Source organism: Aromatoleum buckelii, assembly GCF_012910785.2.
Classification (GTDB): Bacteria; Pseudomonadota; Gammaproteobacteria; order Burkholderiales; family Rhodocyclaceae; genus Aromatoleum; species Aromatoleum buckelii.
Window position 1 is genome coordinate 864,750 of sequence record NZ_WTVH02000009.1, and the last position, 25,359, is coordinate 890,108.

General features: G+C 64.6%; 13 protein-coding genes, 2 tRNA genes and 1 other annotated feature. Of the genes, 11 read left to right on the plus strand and 4 right to left on the minus strand.

Translation table 11 applies throughout. The features are described 5' to 3' along the window. Positions 1-2 precede the first annotated feature (2 nt). The 6 genes from acpS to GO608_RS10240 all read left to right on the plus strand — a co-directional run bounded on the left by acpS (position 3) and on the right by GO608_RS10240 (position 4,162). The gene (gene acpS / locus GO608_RS10215; protein ID WP_169199487.1) at positions 3-380 is read left to right on the plus strand and encodes a holo-ACP synthase; all 378 of its coding nucleotides are present in this window, start codon (positions 3-5) and stop codon (positions 378-380) included. Next, a complete protein-coding gene (gene nagZ / locus GO608_RS10220) occupies positions 377-1,447 on the plus strand; it encodes a beta-N-acetylhexosaminidase (protein ID WP_169199486.1) in 1,071 nt (356 codons plus the stop codon). The genes acpS and nagZ overlap by 4 nt, the downstream gene beginning before the upstream one ends. 24 nt (positions 1,448-1,471) lie before the next feature. Then, complete coding sequence (gene uvrC, locus GO608_RS10225) at positions 1,472-3,280, plus strand: excinuclease ABC subunit UvrC (protein ID WP_169199485.1); 1,809 nt, start codon at positions 1,472-1,474, stop codon at positions 3,278-3,280. A gap of 32 nt (positions 3,281-3,312) precedes the next feature. Further along, on the plus strand, positions 3,313-3,906 hold the full coding sequence (gene pgsA, locus GO608_RS10230; RefSeq protein ID WP_169199484.1) for a CDP-diacylglycerol--glycerol-3-phosphate 3-phosphatidyltransferase: 594 nt from the start codon (positions 3,313-3,315) through the stop codon (positions 3,904-3,906). A gap of 36 nt (positions 3,907-3,942) precedes the next feature. After that, a tRNA-Gly gene (locus GO608_RS10235) sits at positions 3,943-4,018 on the plus strand. A gap of 70 nt (positions 4,019-4,088) precedes the next feature. Further along, a tRNA-Cys gene (locus GO608_RS10240) sits at positions 4,089-4,162 on the plus strand. Between the two features lie 435 nt (positions 4,163-4,597). On the opposite strand, the gene GO608_RS10245 is transcribed toward GO608_RS10240, so the two are convergent. From GO608_RS10245 to GO608_RS10255, 3 genes are all read right to left on the minus strand, one after another. After that, positions 4,598-5,820, minus strand: a protein-coding gene (locus GO608_RS10245) for an IS3 family transposase (protein WP_169200665.1) whose coding sequence is annotated in 2 segments (ribosomal slippage) — positions 4,598-5,538 and positions 5,538-5,820 — 1,224 coding nt in all. Because the reading frame shifts where the segments join, the coding sequence is not laid out codon by codon here. Continuing rightward, positions 5,426-5,542, minus strand: a sequence feature (AL1L pseudoknot). It overlaps the preceding gene by 117 nt. A gap of 198 nt (positions 5,821-6,018) precedes the next feature. Beyond that, the gene (locus tag GO608_RS10250) at positions 6,019-9,672 is read right to left on the minus strand and encodes a hypothetical protein (protein ID WP_169199191.1); all 3,654 of its coding nucleotides are present in this window, start codon (positions 9,670-9,672) and stop codon (positions 6,019-6,021) included. A gap of 17 nt (positions 9,673-9,689) precedes the next feature. After that, on the minus strand, positions 9,690-14,435 hold the full coding sequence (locus tag GO608_RS10255; RefSeq protein WP_247003000.1) for a hypothetical protein: 4,746 nt from the start codon (positions 14,433-14,435) through the stop codon (positions 9,690-9,692). 979 nt (positions 14,436-15,414) lie between these two features. On the opposite strand from GO608_RS10255, the gene GO608_RS10260 reads away from it, so the two are divergent. Next, positions 15,415-15,948, plus strand: a complete 534-nt coding sequence (locus tag GO608_RS10260) for a PASTA domain-containing protein (protein WP_169199193.1) — start codon at positions 15,415-15,417, stop codon at positions 15,946-15,948. Between the two features lie 43 nt (positions 15,949-15,991). Beyond that, positions 15,992-18,064: an FAD-binding protein gene (locus GO608_RS10265; protein WP_169199194.1), complete on the plus strand. Its 2,073-nt coding sequence runs from the start codon at positions 15,992-15,994 to the stop codon at positions 18,062-18,064. A gap of 992 nt (positions 18,065-19,056) precedes the next feature. Here the strand turns inward: GO608_RS10265 and GO608_RS10270 are convergent. Then, entirely contained in the window at positions 19,057-20,991 is a 1,935-nt protein-coding gene (locus tag GO608_RS10270) for a sigma-54-dependent Fis family transcriptional regulator (RefSeq protein ID WP_247003002.1), read from the minus strand. 381 nt (positions 20,992-21,372) lie between these two features. On the opposite strand from GO608_RS10270, the gene GO608_RS10275 reads away from it, so the two are divergent. From GO608_RS10275 to GO608_RS10290, 3 genes are all read left to right on the plus strand, one after another. After that, entirely contained in the window at positions 21,373-23,010 is a 1,638-nt protein-coding gene (locus GO608_RS10275; protein ID WP_169199195.1) for a PAS domain-containing sensor histidine kinase, read from the plus strand. A 69-nt stretch (positions 23,011-23,079) separates the two neighbouring features. After that, a complete protein-coding gene (locus GO608_RS19505; RefSeq protein WP_169199196.1) occupies positions 23,080-23,736 on the plus strand; it encodes a response regulator transcription factor in 657 nt (218 codons plus the stop codon). Between the two features lie 632 nt (positions 23,737-24,368). Beyond that, the gene (locus GO608_RS10290; RefSeq protein ID WP_169199197.1) at positions 24,369-25,346 is read left to right on the plus strand and encodes a WD40/YVTN/BNR-like repeat-containing protein; all 978 of its coding nucleotides are present in this window, start codon (positions 24,369-24,371) and stop codon (positions 25,344-25,346) included. Positions 25,347-25,359: the final 13 nt, after the last annotated feature.

A 25,359-nucleotide genomic window follows, 5' to 3' on the forward strand; every position in this document is an offset into this window, starting at 1 on the left:
GCATGATCCACGGCATCGGCACCGACATCGTGCAGGTCGAACGCATGCAGCGCTCCCTCGACCGCCATGGGGCGCGCTTCGCCGCGCGGATTCTTGCCGCGTCCGAGCACGACGGTTTTGCGGCGAGCCGCGATCCCGCACGTTTCCTCGCGAAGCGTTTTGCTGCGAAGGAAGCCTTCGGCAAGGCCCTCGGAACTGGCGTCGCGGTTCCGGCAACGCTGCACGCGGTAACGGTCGGCCACGACGAGCTCGGCAAGCCGCTGTATTGCTACGACACGGCGCTGGCGGGCTTTCTGGCCGAGCGCGGCCTTAATGCACATTTGAGCCTCACCGACGAAGTGGACTACGTTGTCGCCTTCGCCCTGATCGAGAAACGATGACTTTCCAATCCGATTTGCCCGCCACTGTCCGGCCGCTCGGGCCGGTGATGCTCGATGTCGCAGGCCTCGCGCTGACCGACGAAGAGCGCGAGCGGCTGCTCGACCCGCTGGTCGGCGGCGTGATCCTGTTCGCCCGCAACTTCCGCGACTCGGAGCAGTTGCTGGCGCTGACTGCCGAGATTCACGCGCTACGTAGCCCGGCGCTGATCATCGCCGTCGATCACGAAGGCGGTCGGGTGCAGCGTTTTCGCACCGGCGGCTTCACGCGTATTCCGTCGATGCGCTGCCTGGGACGCCTGTGGGAGCGCGACCATGTCGCCGCGCTCGAATCGGCGCGCTGCGCAGGCTATGTACTCGCCGCCGAGCTCCTCGCGCACGGCGTCGACCTCAGCTTCACGCCGGTGCTCGATCTCGACTACGGTTGCAGCCGCGTCGTCGGCGACCGGGCTTTCCACCGCGATCCGCTCGTCGTCGCGGCGCTCGCGCAGTCGCTGGTGTCGGGCATGGCGGAGGCCGGCATGGGGTGCGTCGGCAAGCATTTTCCGGGCCACGGCTATGCCGAAGCGGATTCGCACGTCGAGATCCCGGTCGATGAACGCGAGTTCGAGGCGATCTGGGCCGAGGACATCGGCCCCTACCGCCACCGACTCGGGCGCCAGCTGGCCGGCGTGATGCCCGCGCACGTCATCTACCCCCGTGTCGATCCGAATCCGGCCGGGTTCTCGGGCTTCTGGCTGCAGGACATCCTGCGCGAGCGCGTCGGCTTCGGCGGCGTGATCTTCAGCGACGACCTGACGATGGAAGGCGCGACCGTCGTCGGCGACATCGTTGCCCGCGCGCGCGCCGCGTTCGGCGCTGGGTGCGACATGGTGCTGGTGTGCAACCGCCCCGACCTCGCGGTCGACCTGCTCGACCGGTGGGCGCCCGACATCGCCCCGGAGAGCCGGGCACGCATCGACGCGTTGCGCTCGCGGCCGCAAGCTGCCGATCCGTTCGCACTGGAGCTGCACCCCGTCTATCGGCAAGCGCGTGACGTCGTCGCCGGCCTCGTCGAGGACGCGGCCTAGATCGCGCTAGCGGGGGTCTTCACGATGGCTGCTCCCGGCACTCCGTTCGATGCGCGGACCTTCCTCAGGACGGTGCCCGAGGAACCGGGTGTCTATCGCATGATCGGCGCCGACGAGCGGGTGCTCTACGTCGGCAAGGCGAAGAATCTCAAGCGCCGCGTGTCGAGCTATTTCCAGCGCACCCAGCCGAGCCCGCGGATCGCGATGATGGTCGCGCAGATCTTGCGTGTCGACATCACGCCGACGCGCTCCGAAGCCGAAGCGCTGCTGCTCGAGAACAACCTCATCAAGAGTCTCGCGCCGCGTTACAACATCTTGTTTCGCGACGACAAAACCTATCCGTACATCGAGCTGTCCGGCGACGAATTCCCGCGTCTCGCCTACCACCGTGGCGCGTTCACCAAAGGCGCCCGCTATTTCGGCCCGTTTCCGAACGTGTGGGCGGTACGCGAAAGCATCCACCTGCTGCAGAAGACGTTCCGCCTGCGCACCTGCGAAAACCCGGTGTTCCAGAACCGCTCGCGCCCCTGCCTGCTGCACCAGATCAAGCGCTGTACCGCGCCGTGCGTCGGCCTGATCGACAAGGACGCCTACGCCGCCGACGTTAGGCTCGCGGCGCGTTTCCTCGAAGGTCGAGCCTCGGAAGTCATCGACGACCTCACGGCCCGCATGCACGCGGCAGCCGAGCGTCTGGCGTTCGAGGAGGCCGCCGCGTGCCGTGACCAGGTGCGCGTGCTGCAGGCGGTGCTCGCGCGCCAGTTCGTCGACAGCCGCAAGAACGAGGATGTGGACATTATCGCTGCGGTCGAGGAGGGCGGCGTGACCTGCGTGAACATCGCGATGGTGCGCGGCGGGAGGCATCTCGGCGACCGCCCGCAATTCCCGAGTGCGACGGCCGGGATCGGCACGCTCGACGCTGCGCTGGCGTTCATCGAGCAGCACTACCGCGAACACGAGCTGCCGGCGAAACTCCTCGTGAATGTGCCGCTCGCCCCGGTCAGGGTGCTGATGGACGAGATCCGCGACAAGCCCTGCGCGTTGCTCGCGCCGCGTCTGGAGGCTGAAAAAGCGTGGATGGGGATGGCGGAGAACAACGCGCGCCTCGCGATCGTCGCCCGCGCGCGGGACACCGGCCGGGCCGAAATGCGCCTCGAAGCGCTGCGCGAGACGCTCGACCTGGCGGAGGCGCCGTGGCGAATCGAGTGCTTCGACATCAGCCACACGATGGGCGAAGCGACCGTCGCGTCATGCGTCGTCTGCGTCGACGGAGCGATGAAGAACTCCGAATACCGCCGCTACAACATCACCGGAATCACGCCCGGCGACGACTTCGCCGCGATGCGCCAGGTCCTCGAGCGCCGCTACGGCAAGGTCGCAGCCGGGGAGGGGGTGTGCCCCGACCTGATACTGATCGACGGCGGCAAGGGGCAAGTCAGTTCGGCACGTTCGGTGCTGGCTGACGTCGGGCTGGAGTCGATTGCGACGGTCGGGGTGGCGAAAGGCGAAGAGCGCAAGCCCGGCCTGGAGACGCTGGTTTTCCCGGATGGCCGCATGCAGAACCTCGCGATCGACCATCCGGCACTGCACCTGATCCAGGAAATCCGCGACGAGGCCCACCGTTTCGCCATTACGGGTCACCGCGCCAAGCGGGCGAAAGCGCGTATCGGGTCACGACTCGAGGACATTCCGGGCATCGGTCCGACGCGCCGGCGCAACCTGCTTGCGAGCTTCGGCGGACTCGACGGCGTGCGCGCCGCCACCGTCGAGGACCTGTGCCGCGTCGGCGGGGTCAGCCGAAAGACTGCGGAAGCGATATACAATGCGCTGCATTGACGCGCTCGCATCGGCCCGAAAGGCCTCATTCAATGCTATTCAATGTTCCAAATTCGCTGACCTGGGCGCGCATTGCGCTGATCCCGCTGTTCGTCGGCGTGTTTTATCTTCCCGACAGCTGGCTCGACGCCGAAGAGAAAAACTTCGCCGCAACGATCATTTTTATCATCGCGGCCGCGACCGACTGGTTCGACGGTTATCTCGCCCGCGCACTCAACCAGACTTCGGCCTTCGGCGCATTTCTCGACCCGGTCGCGGACAAGCTGATGGTCGCGGCGGCGCTGATCCTGCTCGTGCAGCTCGCGCGCGTCGATTCCATCATCGCTGTCGTCATCATCGGGCGGGAGATCACGATTTCGGCGCTGCGCGAATGGATGGCGCGGGTCGGCCAGTCGACCGGGGTTGCGGTCGCTTTTGTCGGCAAGTTGAAAACCGCAGCGCAAATGACGGCCATTCCACTGCTGCTCTACAATGCCCCGCTGCTGTCGCTGGACCTGCGCGCGATCGGTAACGTCCTGATTTATATTGCGGCAGCCCTGACGTTGTGGTCGATGGGGTATTACCTACACCGAGCGATGCCGCAGCTCGCCCGATACGACCGGGATATTCGAAACAAAAGCGGTTGACAGGCATAAATACGAACCTATAATGGCGATCTTTCAGCGGGAATAGCTCAGTTGGTAGAGCGCAACCTTGCCAAGGTTGAGGTCGCGAGTTCGAGACTCGTTTCCCGCTCCAGAATTTCCAGGAAATTCCATTCGGATTTTCCGCCCGGTGAAGGCGCATCGGGAAGGCAGGTCAGCAAGCTGGCGCGATGGCAGAGTGGTTATGCAGCGGCCTGCAAAGCCGTGTACATCGGTTCGATTCCGGTTCGCGCCTCCAATAGAATCAATGGCTTAACCCGCTACGGCGGGTTTTTTTATTACTTCGGCGTGAGTGGCAAGGCCATTTTGCCACTCCGGAGTAACGCGGAATAAAGCAGTACGTCCACGGCCAAGTTGGCCGTGGACGCGAGTTCATCATGCTGGCGAAGCGACAGCGTGGCGATACGCGGGAGCGGGTAGTTCGGTGCGAAGGCTTGCCCCCGAAGCTGGTGCGCTTCTACTGCACCTTCAGAAATGGAAGTTGTGTGCGTCAAGATGATCGGCTGATTCCGATTCGTGAGGGCCGGCACGAAGGGCGAAGCCCGTAGTGCCGGCCCTCACGTCGCCCGATCGTCAGGCGGCCCGTCTCATCAACTCCTCTTCTGTTCAGCCAACAGAGCCATGTTCAGATAACTGAATCGCCCCGGGTTTCGCGGAGGCGGTTTTGTTTGAGTCAGGCGACGACCGCCTGCTCGCTCAGGTTGCGGTAATAGTTTGCCTCGGCTTCGGCTGGGGGAATGTACCCGATCGACTCAAGCAGGCGGTGGTGGTTGAACCATGAGACCCATTCGAGGGTGGCCAGCTCGACCGCTTCGACGCTTTTCCACGGGCCACGCCGGTGGATGACTTCGGCCTTGTACAGCCCGTTGATCGTCTCGGCCAGGGCGTTATCGTAGCTGTCGCCCCGGCTGCCGACCGACGGCTCGATGCCTGCTTCTGCCAGCCGCTCGCTGTAGCGGATCGAGACGTACTGCGAGCCGCGATCGCTATGGTGAATCAAGGCGTTGCGTTCGGGTTGTCGCGCCCACAAGGCCTGTTCCAACGCGTCGAGAACGAATTCCGTGTGCATGGATCGGCTCACCCGCCAGCCCACGATGTAGCGGGCGAAGACGTCGATGACGAAGGCCACGTACACGAAACCCTGCCAAGTCGAGACATAGGTGAAATCGGAGACCCAGAGCTGGTTTGGCCGCTCGGCGGCGAACTGCCGATTGACGCGATCGAGCGGACAAGGTGCAGCAGGATCGGGCCGGGTGGTCCGAACCGCCTTGCCACGCATCGCGCCGCGCAGCCCTTGGGCCCGCATCAGTCGCTCGACGGTGCAGCGGGCGACCTCGAGGCCTTCGCGCTGCAACTGCCGCCACACTTTACGCGTGCCATACACCTGCAGATTCGCCTGCCACACCCGCTCGATGTGACCTTCCAGCACCTCGTCGCGGCGGGCTCGGGCACAGCGCAAAGCCGGATCACGCCGGCGTGCCACGGCGCGCCGATAGGCCGACGGGGCGACCTGCAGCACCTTGCAGATCGGCTCGACCCCGAAGCGCTCGCGGTGCGTGTCGATGAATCCGTTCATCACTTGTTGCGGCGGTCGAGCTCCGCCTGCGCGAAATACGCGCTGGCCAGGCGCAGGATCTCGTTGGCCTTCTTGAGCTCGCGCACCTCGCGCTCGAGCTCCCTGATGCGTTGCTGCTCGGCGCTCGTGAGCCCCTCGCGCTGGCCCGTGTCGCGCTCATGCTGCCGAACCCATCGGCGCAATGTTTCCGACGTGCAGCCAATCTTTGCCGCGATCGACACGATCGCCGCCCACTGGGATTCGTACTGATCCTTGGCCTCGAACACCAGACGCACCGCGCGCTCGATCACCTCGGGGGAGAACTTCGCTGATTTCTTCATGGCTCCATCTTCTCAAGAGTTGGAGCCTCCGCGAAACCCGGGGCGATTCAAGCCACGCCTCGGGGGGTCTCGACCCACAGCGCGCGAATCAAGGGCGCTGGCGACTTGACCTGCCTGGGGATTACCGGACAGATACGCTTAAACCGTTGGACTCCACGCTTGCCGACCCACCTCACAGTGCGGCTGTGGGGTGTAGGATCAGGAGGGCTCGGTATCGAGACAGATCGCTGGAACGGGCGTCAGAGGCGAAGTGCGCAGCACACGCACCTGTCCGAGATCCTTCCCCAGCGGATCGACGAAGACGGCGTCCGGCTCGGGAAGCAGCTCGATGGCGAGCGCACTCAACGGAGCGTTGGCCGGCAGCCCAAGCACCTCCAGCCAATTCTCGATTTCGTAGTGATCCCAGTAGCCGACCCCGTGCGGCTCGAAGCCTGCCCGACGGCGATGCGCATTCTCCGGGAACTGCAGCTGCGTGCGTCCAATGAGAATGTTGCGCCAGTCGCTGCCGTCCGCGAGTTGCGCTTGCGCATAGAGCAGCGCCCATAGCTGCGAGGCCGGCGGTTCTTTGCCAACCCATCGGCCTCCCGTGACGGGCGTCGCGAACGGCGCGCTGACGCAGATGTGCTCCCTAGTGCGCGCGAGACTGCACTTGAGCGTCGGCGCCGGATGTTGCACGCCCGTGAGCCGTTGAGCCAGACCGAAACGCGCCTGCGCTGTCGACCAACCCTGCGCGTGGCCCACCCGCAACTCGTAGGTGAAGAAGCCGAAGAGCTCTGGCGAGACTTCGGAGAGCGCCGGCGGCAAGGGCAGCAGAAAGTGGCGGATCGGACCGTCGCCATCGGCCGGAATCAGACGCTGCATCGCGCTGAGACCGGATGAATCCTCCGGCTGGCCGGCGACGATCGCACGGATCGGTTCCGGGTCGATGTCGAGCGGCGGCTCCAGCGGCCCCGGCGGCGGCGCAGGCTCGCCTGCTGTGAGCATCGGGTCGGCTGCGTGCATGGTCACGCGTGCGAAGTACGCATCATGCGGATTCGTAACCGGTTCTGCGAACTCGATCCACAACGCACGCTGGCGAACCGCGGTCTGCGAGTAGAGTTGATCGCGCACATAGCCGGAAAGCGCAATGCCTGCCGATGCGATGCGCGGAACCTGCGTTGGCGCTGCGGCCATCGGCAGGCGCAGCGCCTCGCTCCAGTCCGCGGGCACCTGCGCCGGCGCGACGCGAAAGCGGGGAACCGCGCGATAGCTCACCTCAAGCTCCGTAGGAAACCTGCCCGGGTCGGGCTTCGGATCGATCGCGTCGAAGAACACCAGATCAGTCGATGCGCGCTCGAGCGGGACGCCGCGTTGCACGGCGCTGCCGCTGAGTGTGCGTCGCGGCGAGACGTAGCCGGCAAGCTCATCGGCCGCGCCATTCACGTGCCGAAAGATCGCCACGCCTTCGTCGGTAAGTCCGTCCCAGGTCCAATCGCGCGCGAGTCGCAGCGGAACCGCGATGAGCCACTGCGCTGTGATCTCGGTTTCGTTCGCGAACGTGATCGTCGAGTGGTCGGGCGAGAGCACATGGCGGACCGCATCAGAGGCGCCGAACACGACTCGCCGTCCGACGGGGGCGCGCAGCGTGAGATCGCGCTGCTGCAGTCGGAGCCTGCGAGCGAGTCGTTGCATCGCTGATTCAGGCGCCTGCTCCTGCGATCCGACTGCGGCATTCGTATGCGTGAGCTGTGCGTCGTGGACGGGCGAGGGCTGTAGAAAGAGGCCCTGGAAGGGCGCAGCCGCAGCTTCTGCCCACAACTCGCGCTCATCGAGGGCTTCGCGGCGCAGCGTCACGGTGTGCGAGGCGCCGACGCGTGCGACGTGACTGCCGTAGTAGTGCAGCGAGGGCTCCTCATCCGGAAGTGCATCGATGTCCAGCATCTCCGCGGCGATTGGATCGGCCGTCGCGGCCGGCATCGCGGGATCGCGGCGTGCGAGCGCCATGAAGCTGACGTGCACGGTGCGTGCGCTCGGAAGAACAAGCGATCCGGCGTCCGCAGGCGCGGGAAAGTCCTCAAGATCGATCGAGTCGTAGAACTCGACACGCAACTCCAGCGGCTCGGCGATATTCGGATCGAAGTCGCGAAATGCGGTGTACAGCCGCTGCTGCGGCGTGGGTTCGGCGTCGTTCTTCGAATCCGCTTCGAGGCTTGCGACGCGGACGTCGATGCGCAGGCGTTGCACATCTGGATCCGGGCCACAGGGGGGCCGACCGTCTGCGCGTGCCGCAGCCATATCTGCCAGCAGTGCTTGCGTCGCGTTTGCCTGCTGAGTGTAGGTGAGGGCGGGATAACCAAGTGTCGGTCGCTTGATGGAAAGCCGCAGCGATCCATCCGGCAGTTCGATAGGCTCCGCGATCTTCACCGAACCGGGCGGCAGGTAGCGGCGGAAGCGGCTGACGCCAATGCAGCCGGCCGGAGTGTCCGGGGTCTGCGGTGATGGGCCGCCGCCGCTCAAGTCCATCAGCCGCACGCGGAACTGATAGGTCGAGCCGTAGCGCAGCGGCACCGCACGCTCGTCGACGGGCTTCAGCACGCGGTCGAGCGGCGGGAAGCCGGAAATCTCGCGGGCAAGGGCGTCTGCGGCGACGAGCGAGGCGCCGGTCCACTGCGCGTAGTAGGGCGGCAGCCAGTAGTCGCCGTCGCGCTCGCCTTGCAGTTGCGATGGCGCGAGCTCGATCGCCATCTCGCCGTCGAAGTCGCCAATCATCGAAGCGCCGACGCGAATGGGTCCTTGCATGCGCACAAGTGAATGCCACGGTGCGTTCTCATCCGCCCGAACGTCGACGCGAAAGCCCTGAACTCCGAGCGGCGTGTTGCGCGCGTCGGGTTTTCCGTTGCGCGGATCGTCGGTGATCTGCCGGTTGAGCCAGATCACGATCTGTTCATCATCCCATCCCAGCTTCAGTCCGGTCTCATGATGCGGCCGCGGCCGTCGCGCGTCCAAGCGCGAGAGATTGAGATAGTCGGTGCGCTCCGGTTGGTACGCGTGGACCAGGCGCGCGAAGCCGTCTGCATAGTGCTCGGTCTCCTGGAGGAGCTCGTCATATGAGCCGGCGGGCGACGTGGTTGACACAGGGAACAGAACAGGTGCGAACAGAGGGGCCGAGACGCCTGGCGTGAGCCGCGGGATGCGCGCTGCGTAGATCAACGCGAAGTCGGGTATCGCGAACTCGGCGAAGTAGTCGCTTTGCTGGCCGAGCGTCACATAGAGCCAGCCGCCCTCCGAGAACAGCAATGGATCGGCGGGGCGCACGCGGGCGGCATAGATGAGTCCCAGCGCCTCGGCGAGAAGCGGCTGGCGCAGCGCCATGGCAAGCACGCTGTCCCACCTCGGCGGCGTCTTCGGCGTCGGTGTGCGCTTCGGGCGCGGACCGTCGATCAGCGCGCATACATATCTGTTGTCGGTGACCGCGAACTCGGTGCGCGGTGCGCTGACGCCTGCCGCCTTCAGATAGCTGGGCATCAGCATCTTCAGGAACTGTGTCTTCGTGGGCGGCTTGTAGGGCGCGGGCGCAGAGGGATCGATCTGCAGATCCGCGGCGAGCGCCGTATAGGTCCCCTGCAGATTGGCTGGCGTCGCGGCGTCGAGCGTGAGGCGCTCAGCGATAGTCGCCGGATCGGGTAGCTTGTCGATAGCCGAGGACAACTGCGCCGAGAGCGACAGATTGGCCTGCGCAAAGGGCTTCAACCCAACCTCCAACGGCAGCAGCGGATTGCCGAACGGCGCCACCAGGACCCGCACTGAGAGCTCCTGTCCGTCCCAGCTCTGGGGAAAGCAGAGAACTCGAAGACGCACATTAGTGATGGCCATGCGGCGCGCTCCTTTCGCTACGGCAGAACCTTGTCCGCGGCGAACTCGACGGCTTCCAATACTTCATCGACGGTGAACTCGACTTCATATTCCTTGCTGAGGACCCAGCCGACCGTCAGGTCGATGGCCAGTGTGCCTTCGCCCTTGAAGTGAATGTCCTCAGTGCGTTCGACGAGCGCGATCAACTCGAAAGAGACCTTTGCCGCCGCTAACCCCTTGCCGAAAGTCGCTTCCACCCCCCATTCGCTTGCGCCGCCGAGTTCAAGTTGCTCCTTTCCGATAAAGTGTCGAAAAACAATCCCGTAACTGTGCTCTCCAGAGAAATCTATCCCGACGACGTCGGCATCGCCCGACCAGCCTACGCCGAACAGATAAGACAGCCGGGTGGTCCCGTCCTCTTCGCCGCTCAACTCGAACTTGTAGACGCCGTCGGCATTCCCTTTAAGAATGCCCACAAGTGAGAGGACGTTGCAATGGCATTTGGCTTCCGCCTCAAGGTTGAAATGCCAGCCGCGCAGAGCGGCCTTGCTCGTGCCTTTGGTGCTGATGATCGAATGCTCGGCGACGATCTTGTTGATGTCCTTCGCGACCTCGCTTTCGATACCCCAGCGCCCCTTCAGCTCGATCTCCGGCAGCTTGCCCAGATCGGCGGCCAGCTTCTCAAGGCCGTACTTCGGAAAGACGTACTTCCAGCCGCTCTTGAAGCCGTATTTCACGTTCGTGATCGAAATGTCGAACGGGAAGCCCAGGCCGAACCCCGACAGGAAGTGAAGCACTTTCTGCACGGGCGCGAGCGGCCCGCCGAAGATCATCCTCGGGTTGGCGAGCTGCGGTGCGCTTGCAGCGCTGCTCGTCAGCTCGCCCCGCACCTGCAGCAACTCATTCAGCCCTGCGATGTCGGCCAGCGATGAGACCGGGCCGATCGTGCACGACCAGTTCGGCGTCTGGTCCGAATCGATCGTGAGGTGCGCGGTCGAGTCCGGATGCAGGCGCGAGCGGAACCGGAACGCCGCGCTCTGGGACATCGTGCGCTCTGCCGCCGGGAGCCGGAACTGGCCGGCAGCGAGGCTTGGTTGCTGTGGGATCTCCAGGCGCACGCGTCGTCGCCCGGTGAGCCTCAGCGTTGTGCCCACAGGCAGCGGATTCGCAAGATCGCTGCGAGGGAATATCGCTACGCCGCCCGCCGCAAGTGCGTACATGTCGGCGAACAAGAGCGCGGAGCCTGCATGCAGGATCGGTTCCGAGAACTTGAGTTGCGGCTGCGGCGCGAGCAGGCGTTGCGCGTCGCCGGACCAGAGCACCGCGTATTCGGACTTCGGCTGCGTGAGGCGGTGCAGCTCGCTTGCATCGGCGAAACGACAGGGCGAGGGGGCGCCGGCGACCGCGTTCGCGCGGATCAAGGGAATGGGGCGTGTGGGCTCTAGCGGACCGAAGTCCTGTTGATCGTGCGGCCGATACACGAACGTCCATTGGCCTGCGAGCGGCAGCTCCGCGGCGCCGCGCACGACGGCTGCGAACTGCGCGCCGCCGGCCAGCGTCTCGGTGCGGTCCACCTCGAGTCGCGACAGGCGCATGTGTATCCCGGACTGCGCGATGTTCAACTCGCAGTCGAGTGGACCCCCGATGGCGCCCGTGTGTTGCAGGAGGTCCGAAAGCTGTTCGGCCGTGAGCGGCTTCAGGTTGCCCTTTGAGTCAGTGGGCGACACCTGGACGTAGCCGACAATGTCGCGCGCAGGGACCCGGCCTTCGCCGTTGGCGCCGAGCGTGACGCTTTCGACCTCGACGTCCGCATCGAAGAGCACGCCGACGAGCTTCACGAGCTCGCCCCCGTACATGCGCTCATAAACGTTCGTCGTGTCGCGGATGCGCCGGATGTTCGTCAGTCGCGGCGCGACGCCTCGGTGGACGATGCAGCCTGGGAGGTTGTAGTCGCCGTCGCTCGCGGCCTGCCAGCCGCTGTCGCGGCGGAAGACGCCGGCGCTGCCGGTGCGCGACATCGTGATGATCCGAACGACGACCGCGGCCCAGGGGTATAGCCGCGACCGCACCTGGACGACTTCCTTTGAAGTGCGGCCGACCATGGCTTCGAACTTTACCTGCGTGACCCCGGTCGCCTGGCTGGATGTGCGCCGCCAGTTGCTGAACGTGGTCGCGCCGTACCCCGAGACGTCGATGCGCTCGACTGGCGCCATCGGCGTCATCTTCGCGAACGAGTCGTTGAACATCTCATCAACGCTGGCGCTCTTGAGCACGTTCCAGCCGCCTGCATTGTCGGTCTGGATCGCCATTCCCGGAAGGGCGCCCGGTGAGCCTGCGGGCTGCAGCGGCGACGGTTCAGCCGCCGTAAGGGTGACCTGCAGGCCGCCGCTCATGCCCAATGCAGTGAATGCAGGCGCCGTGCTCGTGAACTGCGGCAACTCGTGGAGCATCGGTTGTTGCGGCGTCTCGAGCCGCGCCGAAGCCACGATGCCGAAGGGCAACGTGAAGCGCGCGCCAAGCACGCTGCCGGGCTCGGCCCCGTACTCCTCGAGCATCGTGGTGACCACGGGAATCGGCGCGAGCGCGACGACAGAAGTGCTCGAGGTCGCGATACGCGTCGCGCCACCGTCGGTCGGCGAAACGAGCTTGTCCGGGAATCCCGCCAGCGCATCGGGGGTGGCGAGGTTGTACACAGGCTCCCACTGAAACGCGGGCAGCGTGAACGCCGAGACGTCGTGCACCGGCGCCGCGAGATCGAGGCCGCGCAACGTCAGCGCCGCCGCGCCGCTGCGGTGCTCGCGTCCCACCGGATTGAAACCGACTCCGAAGAGATCCGCGCGCGAGGACACATCGAGCAGGCGGAAAACCTCCGGTCCCTGGCCGCCCGTGCGTGCGAAGTGCGACTCGAGCAGTGCAAGTCGGTCGATGCGTGAGAACGGCTCGATGGGGGCCGGTGTGATCGGCAGGAACACGCGCGCGAGCGCCGCTTCGGTCTGGCGCAACTCGAAACCCAGCGTCGGCGCCTCCGGCGTCGCCCACCGAACGCTCGCGATGAGCTCGCCAGCCGAGCGCTCGCTCAACGGCAGCCCGCGGCGCGGCGCATAGCGGCTGATGTTCGCGGCGTACGGATCGGGGAGCGTCGGCAGGACGAAGCGGGTAGCCAACTGCAGCTGCAGCACGCCGGATCGGACGCTCTGACGATCGGTTAACGGTCCGCTGAGCGTAAGCTGCGCGGCGGGCGATGCGCGCACGAGCGCGTTATTGAGAATGAAGGAAGCGTCGCTTCGAACCTGAGCTGCACCGGTAACGGGATCCTTCGGGGCGTCGGCCAGCGCGCTCACATGGATGCGCAGCTCATCCGCACGGCTCGTGAGCACGATGCGGGCGCGATCCGAGTGGAACTGCGGCTTGCCGCCGCTCGCGTCGATGGGTCGGTCCAGGTAAGCGCGGCAGTGAAGGTGCTCGCCAGAAAGCATCTCCCCGCCGTTCGGCCCCGCAAGTGCAAGAAGCAGGAACTGCAGCTCTTCGCGCGCGCTGAGCTCGAGCCGCGAGGTGGCGGCGTCAGCGCGCCAGAGCTGCAGTTCTTGGCGAAGGGGCGCTTTGCTGCGTGCACGCAGGTACAGAAGCCCGGATTCGATGAGGAGCGACGCCAACACCAGCATGTGGTCTGCGCGCATGCCCCAAGGCTCGAACTTTGCCGTCAGGCCAGGATCGAGCCCGAGCAAGTAGCCGCCGCTGCCGGAGACGTCGCCGAGGCTGGCGGGATCGCCGGTCGGCGCGACGACGACGGGCAGCGCCCACGAGGCGCGCGCGATTCGCGCCTCGCCGCGCGGCATGAACAACTGTGAGGCTGGATCCGCGCTCCCCAGCATCGCCGGGCTCGGCGATACTCCGAAGCACAGGCGCCGAAGATCAGCATCGTACTCAGCGCTCGCGCTCTCGTACGCGAGCTCAATGCGGCTCGTATACACGGCTAGGCGTCCGGTAGCGGCAGACGAGAGGCGGCCGGCGCCGCCGACCTGAAAGATGAATGTCGCCGCAGCAGGCGTGTCCACCCGCAGATCCCGAGCATCGCCCCCGTGCGGACTCGGTGGCGGCGACGGAGCGCTCACGAGCGATAGCTGCAGCGTGACGATGGTTCCAGGCATGGCGCGCAACGCCCCACCGATGACTTGCACGGGTTGGCTGAAGCGAAGCGAGCCTTCACGAATCCTAAGGCCGGCGTAGCCGCTCGTGGGTGCAGAGGAGTGCAGCGCCTGGGCGCGCATCCATACCGTGCCGGGGGCCAGCGCCATATGGCTCACCTCAGCAGTTCCGGTCAGCAAGGAAACGGATGTTCGCGGAATCAGAATGAGCGGTGCGCCGCTCCCCGCATCCAGGACCAAGGCGAGCTCGACGTCGTAGAACAGATCGAACCAGATCAGATCGAAGTCATCGGTTTCAAACGGGCCAAGAGACTCGACAATCCTTCCGTGCTCGGCGAGCAACTGCGTTGGAGGTGCGAGGGACTCCAGCGCTGGCGGCCAACTCCGTACCCGCACGTGCAGCGCTTCATCCCGCTCCAACGTGCTCACTTCGGCCGCTATACGCTTCAGTGCTGCCGAGGCCGCTGGCGATAGCTCGTCGCTGCGAGCGCGCAAGAACACGGCCGAGTCCCATTCGAATGATGCGCTGGCGAGCACGCGGCGTGCGCGTTCGAGTGCTTCCGGACGTGTGCCGCGCGCAGCGCGAAGGGAGCCTGTAAGTCGTGCGAGCAACCCGACAACGTCCGTCTCCGTCTTCATAGCCGCCTCAGCGGAACGAAACCGCGCACGCCGCACCCATGTCCATTCTTTTTCATCGGTGCACTCTCGCTTCAACGTCACACTTGGGGGGGAACTTCTCGCCCATGCCGCGGATGAGGCCGCCCCCTTTGAGGAGAGTGATCGATGGCGATGTGGTGTAGCCGCGATCCACGGGCTTCTGCTCCCCACTGCCGGTCTTGAGAGTATTTCGCTCGATCGCGTTCGGCTGCACCATACCTCCCAAGCCCTCAGTCACGGCTTTTGCGGTTCGGAGATGTGATCGGTATAGTCGCGGTCCGTGGTAATCGCAAGGTCAGCTTCTGTCGCATAAGGACAGCACTTCGCTGTCCGCCCAAGTGCACGGTTCAGCTGATGTGGCCTGTGGCGATGACGTCAATTCGGCGGTGGCACATAGACGCCCCAGGCCTGGGACGGCTGACATATCCATACCGGCAATTACAGTTACCTTGAACGAACGGCCGTTCAGGCTGACCTACTGTCGGTGACTGGCCGCAGCGGGTGATTGCTCCACTCTGATACCTACCGTTGTACCTCGGAGGAGACGGATGACGACAGCGGGCCGAACTCGCCAGTACGAGGAATCGGAGACCTGGCGCTCACCCCAGTCTAAGCGCTGAGCGGCGGGTTTGCTGCTGCCGCTGTATCGGCGCGTCCTGGCCGGCTGAGGCCGATGAGCAGCCCTTGCCAGTTCTGGCTCACCAAAGCTGTGCCTTCTCATCCGTACAGCACCGCTCGCGAAGAGCTACGGGCGTGGTTCCACAGGGCGTTGCCGCGGAGCGGCCAACAACGGCTCGCAGATTGCGCCGTGCTCAGACGATGCTCTTACGGGTGAAGAATCTCGTTTGCCGCGGTGCCACGCATCCCGAACGATTCCCTAGTCAGCGCTTGAACTGCCGGCGTCCGGTTCCTATGTTTAGACAGTAAGTGGATTCGGACCGCCGTCAGCGAGGAAGCCGATATGCCGGTCATTGTGCCTAACGTCATCGGGATGAGCAGCCTCGCGGCCGTGGCCGCGCTGGGCGCGGTGAAACTGCGGCATCTGGGCAAGCTGCCTTTCTTAGCTACGGGCGACGGCACGGCCGCCACGCAGGACCCGCCGGCAGGCGCCGAGGCGCCGCCGTTCACGGTCGTGACCGTCTCCTACCCCAGTCCGCTGGGACCCATGCCCGACCAGAACATCGAGGGGCCCACACTGCCGGCGGGAACCTACGACGGGGAAATCACGCGCGTCTCGGTCGGCAATCCGTTCGGGTCGGGGCAGGGCGCGTGGATCAGCTTCGTCACGGACATGGAGGATTCACCCGTCGAGTTCGATGCGGCCCTCTACTTCGACCACGCACTTCATCCCGCCCCGGTGCCGGACCGCATCGAATGGATGCGCCGGGGCGCGATGCTCGGGATGGCGCAGCGCGCGTTCACCCACAGCCATCGCGTGCGGCTGGGCATCTCGCAGCAGTTGTTCGTGCACGCCATCGACATCCTCCGGACCTGAGCGGGCCCGCGATCCCATCCGGACTTCGACGCGCGCGCCCCTTATGCCCTGCTTCAGCCCCACCGTCCCGGAAGACGCCAACGCCGCCGTCACGGACCTGTTGTTCGTCCACCCCTTTTTGGCCGGTTCGCTCTACCGGCCACGCAACCGCTCGGAACTCGTCGCCGCTGTCGTGCGGGCGCGCAACACGGGGCGGTCGCTGCGCGCGCTGGGCTCGAACTGGTCGGTGTCGCAGGTGGGCACGGCGGAGGACGCGGTGGACACTGGCGCCCTCGGACTGCACCTCAGCGCGCCGTTTCCCGATGGCGCAGAGAAGCTGGCGGCCGGCCGGCTGCGAAATGGTGGCAGCAACTTCCTGCATGCCGTGCTTTCCGGGCATCCCCTCGGTGTGGGCCGGCGCTACGTCCACGTCGAAGCCGGCATCAAGCTCCACCAGCTCCTCGACGACCTTGCCCGGTGCGGCATGTCGCTGCCGACGATGGGGGACGGCGGAGGCCAGTCGCTCGTCGGGGCGATCTCCACCAGTACGCACGGAGCCGACCTCCAGGTTCCGCCGCTGGTCGACTGGATCCGAGCCGTGCATCTCGTCACGGCGAGCGGACGCGAAGCGTGGATCACGCCGGCGAACAGCCCCTTCGCCAACGCCACGGTGGTCGGCCAAATACCCGACTGGTGCACAGATGCGCGCTTCATCGCGGAGGATGCAGTTTTCTCCGCCGCGCGGCTGGGGGTCGGCCGCACTGGCGTCGTCTATTCGGTGGTGCTGGAGGTCGTCGCGCAGTACTCCCTCGTCGAAGTGAACATGGAGCACCGCTGGAGCGAGATGCGCGCGCAACTTTCCGGCAGTCGGCTGAGTGCCGGCGGGCCGACGGGCGTGTTCCACGCCCCGCTCCGCGACTTCGACGGCGGCTGGTTACGTGCCGCGATCCTGCAGCGTGCGGAATACGACGGGCGGTTCCGCTACAAGGGCGGGCCCGAGAAATGGCCCTTCGTGCCCGCCTATTACGACCGACATCCGAAGGTGTACGAGCAGTTGTTGACCGATCTGAGACTCACCGATCTGGCCGACGATCTCCGAGGCGGCCCGCTGATGCCGCTGCATCACCTCAATATCGTGATCGGCCTACCGCAGCCGGACCGCTGCTTCGTGCGTAGGCGATGGAAGCGCAGCGAGCCGGTGCGTCCGCATCTCGTCGGTCGCCCACCCGACGACGACCTCGTCGCGGCCGTCAAGGCAAACAAGACGAACCCGCCAGGGATCGTGGACGCGTTGAAGGACCGTCTGGAAATCGATCCATTCATGAATTTTCTCGGTTGGCTGCTGCACAGTGCCAAGAAGAAGCGCCTGGACTTTTACTTGGACACTGAGATCGCGAATATTGCGCAGCAGCACCTTGCGCTCGGTGCAACGAGCGGCGAAGCCCTCTTCATCGTGCTGCATCGAATCGCACATGATCAGGTGCTCGAGGCACGGGCGGACGTGACGCGGGCGGTGGGACAGGTGATCGCCGGCGAGTTCTCGCGCACCGCGCGTGCGGGGCCGGCCAGCGGAGGGCTGGATCAGAACATGCTCGATGCGCACGACTATGGCATCGACCGCGCCCAGGCAGGCAACTCCGGGGAGGTCCACTTCGACGCATCCGCACCCGGGTATCTGCAGTTCGTCGACGCCGTGATCGATGCTGCGCTTCGCCGCGCGCCGGTTTTCGGATATATCGGCATCCGGTTCACCCCGCGTGCCAGCGCCCTGCTTGCGATGCAGCAGTACGGCCTCACGGCCTCGGTGGAGGTATCCACCATCCGGTCCCGCCTGGAGGACGTGTATGGCGGCTTCTGGGCCGAGGTGCACTATCTCTCGCGCGCCCATCGCGGTATTCCCCATTGGGGCCAGGAGATGCGGCACACGCAAAGCGAGCTGGAGGCGTTGTACGGCGCGGCGCTGACTCGCTGGCGAAGCATCCTGTCCGACCTGGCAGACGGTCATCCTGAGGTGTTCCGGACCGATTTCTCCGTGGATAAGGGACTGGAGCCCGTCGCTGCTCCCGTTGCGATCCCCGGCACGACGGACGAGGACATCGAGACCTTCTTCATCGGCTTGGCGGCGGGATCGGACTAGGTCGGCTCGTAGGGGGGCGAAGTCGGCCGGCCCTAAGACCCCGGTCGCTCTGCTGCCTCGGGTCTCCAGAAGTCCTTCTCGGGCTGACCGGATAGCTTGCGTCTGATGCAAATCGGCCGGCATAGGAAATTCAATGACCGTTCCGGAGGTATAGCTAACGCCGGACGCCGCAGTCGATCACGCCGGATGCCGCAGTCAATCGCCGATACTGATCTCGCGCTGGGCGTCGAAACGGCGGTGAAGGACTACCAGCAGGTGTCCAGCCTGCTACCCAATAAATCAAATACTTAAGACCGCTATAGCGGGTTTTTTTCGCCCCGATACGAGTGGCGAAGCGGTTTTGCCACTCCGGAGTAAAGCGGAATAAAGCGGTGCGTCAGCAGCGAAGTTGGCCGTGGACGCGAGTTCATCATGCTCACGCAGCGACATCGTGGCGATACACGCGGGAGCTAGTAGTTCGGGGCGAGGGCTCGCCACCGAATTGGCTGTGCTTGACGGTGTCCCAGGAAGTGGTGAAACAGCGGAAAGGAGTGAGGTGTTCGCCGTGGTGGCGCTGCAGGGGCACCACGGCGGGCGCGGGTAATCACCATAACGAACAGCACTTCGTCCCGGCGATCGCTCGCTGCCGAGAACGAGCGCCAAGCCGGCCACATCGAGACGCTGGCCGACCTCCGCGGCGCAGATGTTGCGCGCGCTAAGATTTTGTTGCCGGTGGGTTCGAGACGTGACGACGTAAGGCCCGGTCTCTACCACGGGCACCATCGGCCTTGTCCATATTGTGGTCGGAACGACGCCGGTCGAGCGGGGTGCGCGAAATCACATGCGCTTCTTGCGTGCTGGCGCGAACCTGAACCTGTCGCTCCCGCAGAATTATCGCGCCGAATTCCGCGCTACCGCTCGCGTTCGGCATTTACAGTTCAACGCGGTCATGGCACACCGCACGCGCTTCTAGCGGATCAACCCCCCCGGGCGCCGCGCCCGGGAGCATCCGGTCAGCGCGCTTCAGACATGATGTCGTACTTGCGAAGCCTGTACACCAGCGTCGGGCGGCTGATGCCCAGTACTCGGGCGGCGTGCGACAGGTTGCCGTTAGCCTCCACCACGGCGGCCCGCAACATGGCCACCTCCGTTTCCGCAAGTCCTGGGTGTCCGAGGGCGGCGGTCGACAGCGATTCTGCTCCCCCCGGCTCGCTGACGCGTCCGATGCTGCCGCCGCGCTTCAACATGAACGCGGTGGTATCGACTTCCTCGCCGCTCGTGAACAGATGGCACAGGTCGAGCGCGCCGCCATCCTCGGCAAGGATGACCGCGCGTTCTATCATGTTCTCCAGTTCTCGCACGTTGCCCGGCCAGTCGTAGGCGAACATCGCATCAACCGCCCGTTCGCGGAAGCCGGTGATTTGTTTATCGTGCTTGCGGGCCATGCGCTGGAGGAACCAGTTCATCATTAGCGGGATGTCGTCGCGGCGCTCGCGCAGCGGTGGCACCTGGATCGGAAAGACGTTGAGGCGGAAGAAGAGATCCTGGCGAAATTGTCCGGCTTTGACGGCTTCGCGCAGGTTCACGTTCGTGGCGGCAACCACCCTGACGTCCACCTGGCGGATGTGCGTATCGCCCACTCGCTCGATCTCACCCTGCTGCAGCGCGCGCAGCAGCTTGCCCTGCGCGGTGAAGCTCAGCGTGGCGATCTCGTCGAGAAATAGCGTGCCGTGGTCGGCCCGCTCGAAGCGCCCGGCGCGAGAGGTAGTAGCGCCCGTAAATCCGCCGCGCTCGACGCCAAATAGCTCCGATTCCATCAGGTGTTCCGGAATGGACGCGCAGTTCACCGGGACGTAGGGGCCGTCTGCGCGCTTGCTCAGGCGATGCAGGTTGTTTGCGAAGACTTCCTTGCCGACACCGCTCTCACCCAGGAACAGCACGGTAGCGTCGGTGGGGGCCACCTTGTTGACCATGTGGCAAACGGTGTTGAAGCCGGCGGAAATGCCGACCACGCCGAAGCTATTCTCCGGTGCGCTGGACAGTCGAGCGGCGATGCGGCTCGTGGCGGGCAGTGGCGCCTCGGCCTGTGGCGCCCATTTGACGAAATCGCCGATCCGCAGGAAGCGCAGGTCATCCTGGGCGTCTTCCCATTCCTCCACCGGTTTGCCCACCACACGGCATTTCGCGTGCCCCATCCCGCGGCATTCGGTTTCCCGCCACAGGATGGGACGGCCCATGAACGCGCTGGTGTAGCCGCACGCATAGCCGATCAGCATCCAGCACACCGGCTCGTTGCCGATGCCGTAGCCGGCGATGTGGGCCTCCGCCTCGGAGCTGTCCACGAGATAGAAGTCGCCGAAGTAGTGGCCGCGCTGGACGTCGATATCGAGCGCGACCGGCTCGCAATGCACCATGCCCTCGAGCGAGACGAGTTGCGGGCCGGCCAGGAAGTCGTCATAGGTATTCAGGCCGGCGCGGACCTTGCGCGCCATCGCCGCGTCTCGCGTGCCGGCCTGGTAGCCGATGCGGGTGATCAGCCCGCGCGCCGTTTCCTTGTCGAGGCTCTCGATCAGCTCCTGTCGCAGGGCGCCAAGCGAGCTGACATGCATCAGCATCATGCGTTGGTCGTCAAGCCAGATGCGGCCTTGCTGGGGCGCGAAACGCAGGCGCTTGGCAAGGTCATGGAACGCCGGTTCCCGAATTCCCTTGGGAGTCGCGCGTCGCTCTCGGTGAGTTTGCCCCGGTGAATCGGGCTCGGGCCCTTCTGGATGCCTTTTCGCCATGATTTCCTCGATCGGGGCCGGCGCGGTTGCACGCACGGGAGTTCGACGCTGCACATTGCGCGGACCGGTCCGGCGATCGCCGTCCACCGGCCCGCGCCGGCCATACAGGAGTCGATTGAAAGAGCTTATGCCCAGCGACCGGATAGGGCGATTGGTTTCATTCAATGATAAGGAATCCCGCGAAGCTGGCAAGCGAGCTTTGTTCGAGCGAACGCCTCGGTAATCGATCATTTGATGCAGGAGGCCTCCGCGTCGATCCGATCAAATCATCAAATATCAGCTGTGCACCGTGAGATTCCGCCCTGCTGCATGTGTAGAAAGGTTTCCCCGTCTCTTCGCCTGTCCGTCGTTTCGGGCGTTTTCTTATAGATATCGAGATCTTCACCGGCCCGACGTACCTCTGGCACATATTCTGCTCGGATCCATCGTGACCGCGTGGTGGCGAGTGCCGCGGCACCAAACCACGAATGGGACATATCCATGACATTCCCAGCGACATTGCAGCGATCGGAGGCCGTGCGCTACCTCAGCGAGGACGCTGTGCGCATGAGGGATGACATGTTCGACATGGCATTGAACGACGAGCAGGGTGAGGATGCCTCGGTCGGCTATGAAGCGCTCTTTCGCAACACGCCCGTGGCGATCTGCCACCTGTTCAACCGCACGATCAAACGCTGTAACCGGCGATACGAGGAAGTGTTCGGGTACGAACCCGGCGAACTCGACAACCAGTCGGTTCGCGTGCATTACCCGAGCGACGAATTGTTTTCGCCGTTCGGCCGGAAATACGGCCACTTCTTCGAACGCGGTCACACGTTCAAGGACGAACGGCCGTTCGTGCGCAAGGACGGCACGCTGATCTGGTGCATCGTCACCGGCACCTTGCTCGACCCGGCCAACCCGAAGCTCGGCAGCATCTGGGTGGTGCAGGACATCTCCGAGCACAAGCGGATCGAGGACGAATTGAAGGCCGACGTCGAGAAGCTCGAAATCGTCGTGCAGCAGCGGACCGTGGAGCTCAGCCGGCACGTCGCGAGCCTGGAGGAGGAAGTCGCGACGCGCCAGCGCGCCGAGGAAGCCGCGAACGAGAATCGCGAGAAATACCAGAAGCTCTTCCACATGCTGCCGATCGGCATTTCGATCACGGATACGCACGGCACCATCCTCGAGGCCAATTGCCAATTTGCCGAGATGGTCGGCGTGCGGCGTGCCGCGCCCGAGAACTGGCGGAAACTGCCGCTGCGCTTCTTCCTGCACGACGGCACGGAGATCCCGAGGCATCGCCTGCCTTGGCAGATCCGCGACTTCCAGAAGGATTCGATCAACAACATCGAAATCGGGATGCGCGACGAGAAGGGACGCAAGCTGCGCTGGCTGAGCGTCAGCTCGTCGCTGATCGAGCGCAAGGACCAGCAGTTCGTCGTCGCCGCCTTCACCGACATTACCTACCGCAAGCGCATCGAAGAGCTCGAACGGCTGCGCCACGCGGAGCTCACGCGGCTCGGGCGCATCAACTCGATGGCCGAAATGGGGGCCGCCCTTGCGCACCAGATGGGGCAGCCGCTGGTGTCCGCGGTCAATTACCTGAACGGCTGCATGCTGCGTCTCGAGCGCGTCGACGGCGTCGGGGAAATATCCGAGTCGATGGGGCTTGCGCTGAAGTATCTCGAGCAGGCGGGCGAGATCCTGCGCCACGTCAAGGAGTTCGTCTGCAAGCACAAGCCGGACAAGGAACCCGAGAACATCAACGAGGTGATCCAGGATGCGCTCTCGTTCCTCAATTTCGAGGTCCGCCGTCACGACGTCAGTGTCGACTTGCGCCTACTGCAAGAACCCCCGCTGGTGCCGCTGTGCAAGGTCGAGATCCAGCAGGTGTTGTTCAACCTGATGAAAAACGGCATGGAGGCGATGACGAGCCTGCCGCCCGAGGCGCGCAAGCTCGTGATCGGCAGCGAGATCGTCGACGCGGGCGGGGCGATGAAGGTGTTCGTCCAGGACCACGGCACGGGGCTCGAGAAGCGGTCCGCGAAGCGCGTGTTCGAGCCCTACTTTTCCACCAAGCCCGACGGGATGGGCATCGGCCTGACGATCTGCCGCTCGATCGTCGAGTCGCACGGCGGACAGCTTTCGTTTTCGAGGATCGGCAAGGGCGGGTCGCGCTTTCAATTCACCTTGCCGATGTAGGGGAGATCCGCGCCGGCACGAAGACCGAAGAGTCTCGGGCGGCGCAGGCCATGCACAAAGGAGGAGACAATGCAGGTCGAAAAAGTATTGCCGACGGTGTTTGTCGTCGATGACGAAGAATCGGTGCGCCATTCGTTGAAGTGGTTGCTCGGTTCGATCGCCCTTGACGTGAAAATGTACGAGTCGCCGGAGGCGTTTCTCGACGCCGATATTTCGTGTGCCTACGGCTGCCTGATTCTTGACGTGCGGATGCAGTCGCTCAGCGGCCTGCAACTCCAGGAGGCGCTGTGCGAGCGTGGCTTCAACCTGCCGATCATCTTTCTCTCCGCCTACGGGGATGCGCAGATGGGAGCGCAGGCAATCAAGAAAGGCGCTATCGACTTTCTGCAGAAACCCTACCGCAACCAGGATCTGCTTGATGCCGTCAATGCGGCCCTGACCGAGAGCAAGGAGACACTGGGCAAGCAAAGCGAGCGGCACAAGTACCGCGACTGTCTCGAGAGCCTCTCGCTGAGGGAAAAGGAAACCTTCGATCTCGTCGTCGAGGGAAACAGCAGCAAGGAAATTGCGCGGATCCTGGGGATCAGCCCGAAGACAGTGGAGGCGCACCGGGGGCGGCTGATGAGCAAGCTGGGTGTCCGCTCGTCGGGCGAGCTGATTCAGCTGTCGATGCTCACGAACAGCCACTGCGTCGACTGCAAATGGGCGTGCCGGCCCTCGCGGTGATCGAGGCATCAACCGACTATCACTTCGGCAATCAGACGTACGTCACGCTTACATGGCGTCACGGTGGGGCGGCAAGGAGAAGTTGAACACGCGACCCTGCTCGACAGTGAGGAGCGCGACACCGGTTCGTTACCTGTGCCTCGTTCCTGTCACCGCAGTGGTAGTTCGATGCAACATGCATTGCAGAACGTCGCCGTTCAGTCTCCGAGAACGTCTTCGGCCTGGGGCTACTCGTAAAGTCGGCCCTATCCGTTGAGGTGCCGGCGTCTGTCAGCGAACCCGCCGAGCATTCCGCCGGGTTCGGACTAGGAGCGAGCGTTCGAGCGTTTCAAGGGCCTGAGGGCGGCGGGTGACTTCGAAAGCTTGGGCTATCGGGCATTGCAGCCTTGCATCGCGCCTTCGACCCCCGTCAGGCGGGCGTCGGATATCACCTCGGATATCACATCCGTCAGCAGGTATGGCTGCGGTTCGCCACGCGGCTAGGAAGAACTCCCTATTCGTTAGGTGTCCGCACCAATTGTTGGCCGCGCGGGCGAAGCCTACATTCTGACCATCGTGCGGGGCGGTTTCACGTGCAAGGGCCGGGACTGCGCGACGCGCACCGACCACACCCAAACGGAGGAGACAAACTCATGAATATCCAGGCGAAGCCATGGTACGTCGCGGTTCTTGGCGTATCGCTTTGCGCGACGCTCGTAGGATGCGGTGTATCGGCAAGTCCGTCGAACATCCCCGGTGCCACGTCGGGCATCATCAAGCGATCCGATGCGTTTCAGGCGGCTGCGGACAACGGGAAGACGACAGTGGTTGTCGGGGCGACGGGAGTTGTGCTGACGTCGGTCGATCGCGGCAACAGCTGGTCGCGGCACCAGCTCGATCCCTTCAGCTCGTTCGTCGGTGTCGCGGCTTGTGCTGACGGCAGCTTTGCCGCGCTCGATTTCTTTCATCGGGTGTGGATCGCGGATGCTGCTGGTGACAACTGGCAAGCCCGCACAATCGAGGAGCCGGCCAATCCGCTCGCAATCACCTGCGACGGCAAGGGCCGTCTGTGGGTGGTGGGTAGCGGGAGCACCATCGCATCGAGCACCGACCGTGGTGCAACCTGGAACACGACAGTCGTCGGCGACGACGCCATGCTTGCCAGCGTCCAGTTCATCGACGAGCGCGAAGGATTCGTCACCGGAGAATTCGGCGCCGTCTATCGGACCGGCGACGCCGGGATGACGTGGGAGAAATTGGCGGCGATCGGCGACGACTTCTATCCCTACGCGGCCGTCTTCGCCGACAGCGATCGCGGCTGGGTTTCGGGTCTCGCCGGGGTGGTCATGCAGACCACCGATGGCGGAAAGAGCTGGAGCAAGCGGATCAACGATGCGGGTGCGCCGATTTACGGATTGGTCCTCGACAGTGGCAACCCGGTCGGCGTCGGGGTGAACGGGCTCGTATTCCGGCTGAGCGACGACGAGTGGAAGCTCGCCGATGCCCACAAGGCGAGTTACCTGCGCGCCGTTCTGCCGCTCGGCGACGGGCGACTTCTTCTCGCGGGCGGGGCGGGCAGCGTGGAAATCACGAGCTCCGCCAGCGGCAAGAACGTCACGGCGAACAATTGAGCGAGGTCACGTC

Coding starts and splice junctions, on each gene's coding strand:
- acpS (WP_169199487.1), top strand. CDS start 3: ATGATCCACGGCATCGGCACCGACATCGTGCAGGTCGAACGCATGCAG.
- nagZ (WP_169199486.1), top strand. CDS start 377: ATGACTTTCCAATCCGATTTGCCCGCCACTGTCCGGCCGCTCGGGCCG.
- uvrC (WP_169199485.1), top strand. CDS start 1,472: ATGGCTGCTCCCGGCACTCCGTTCGATGCGCGGACCTTCCTCAGGACG.
- pgsA (WP_169199484.1), top strand. CDS start 3,313: ATGCTATTCAATGTTCCAAATTCGCTGACCTGGGCGCGCATTGCGCTG.
- GO608_RS10250 (WP_169199191.1), bottom strand. CDS start 9,672: ATGGCCATCACTAATGTGCGTCTTCGAGTTCTCTGCTTTCCCCAGAGC.
- GO608_RS10255 (WP_247003000.1), bottom strand. CDS start 14,435: ATGAAGACGGAGACGGACGTTGTCGGGTTGCTCGCACGACTTACAGGC.
- GO608_RS10260 (WP_169199193.1), top strand. CDS start 15,415: ATGCCGGTCATTGTGCCTAACGTCATCGGGATGAGCAGCCTCGCGGCC.
- GO608_RS10265 (WP_169199194.1), top strand. CDS start 15,992: ATGCCCTGCTTCAGCCCCACCGTCCCGGAAGACGCCAACGCCGCCGTC.
- GO608_RS10275 (WP_169199195.1), top strand. CDS start 21,373: ATGAGGGATGACATGTTCGACATGGCATTGAACGACGAGCAGGGTGAG.
- GO608_RS19505 (WP_169199196.1), top strand. CDS start 23,080: ATGCAGGTCGAAAAAGTATTGCCGACGGTGTTTGTCGTCGATGACGAA.
- GO608_RS10290 (WP_169199197.1), top strand. CDS start 24,369: ATGAATATCCAGGCGAAGCCATGGTACGTCGCGGTTCTTGGCGTATCG.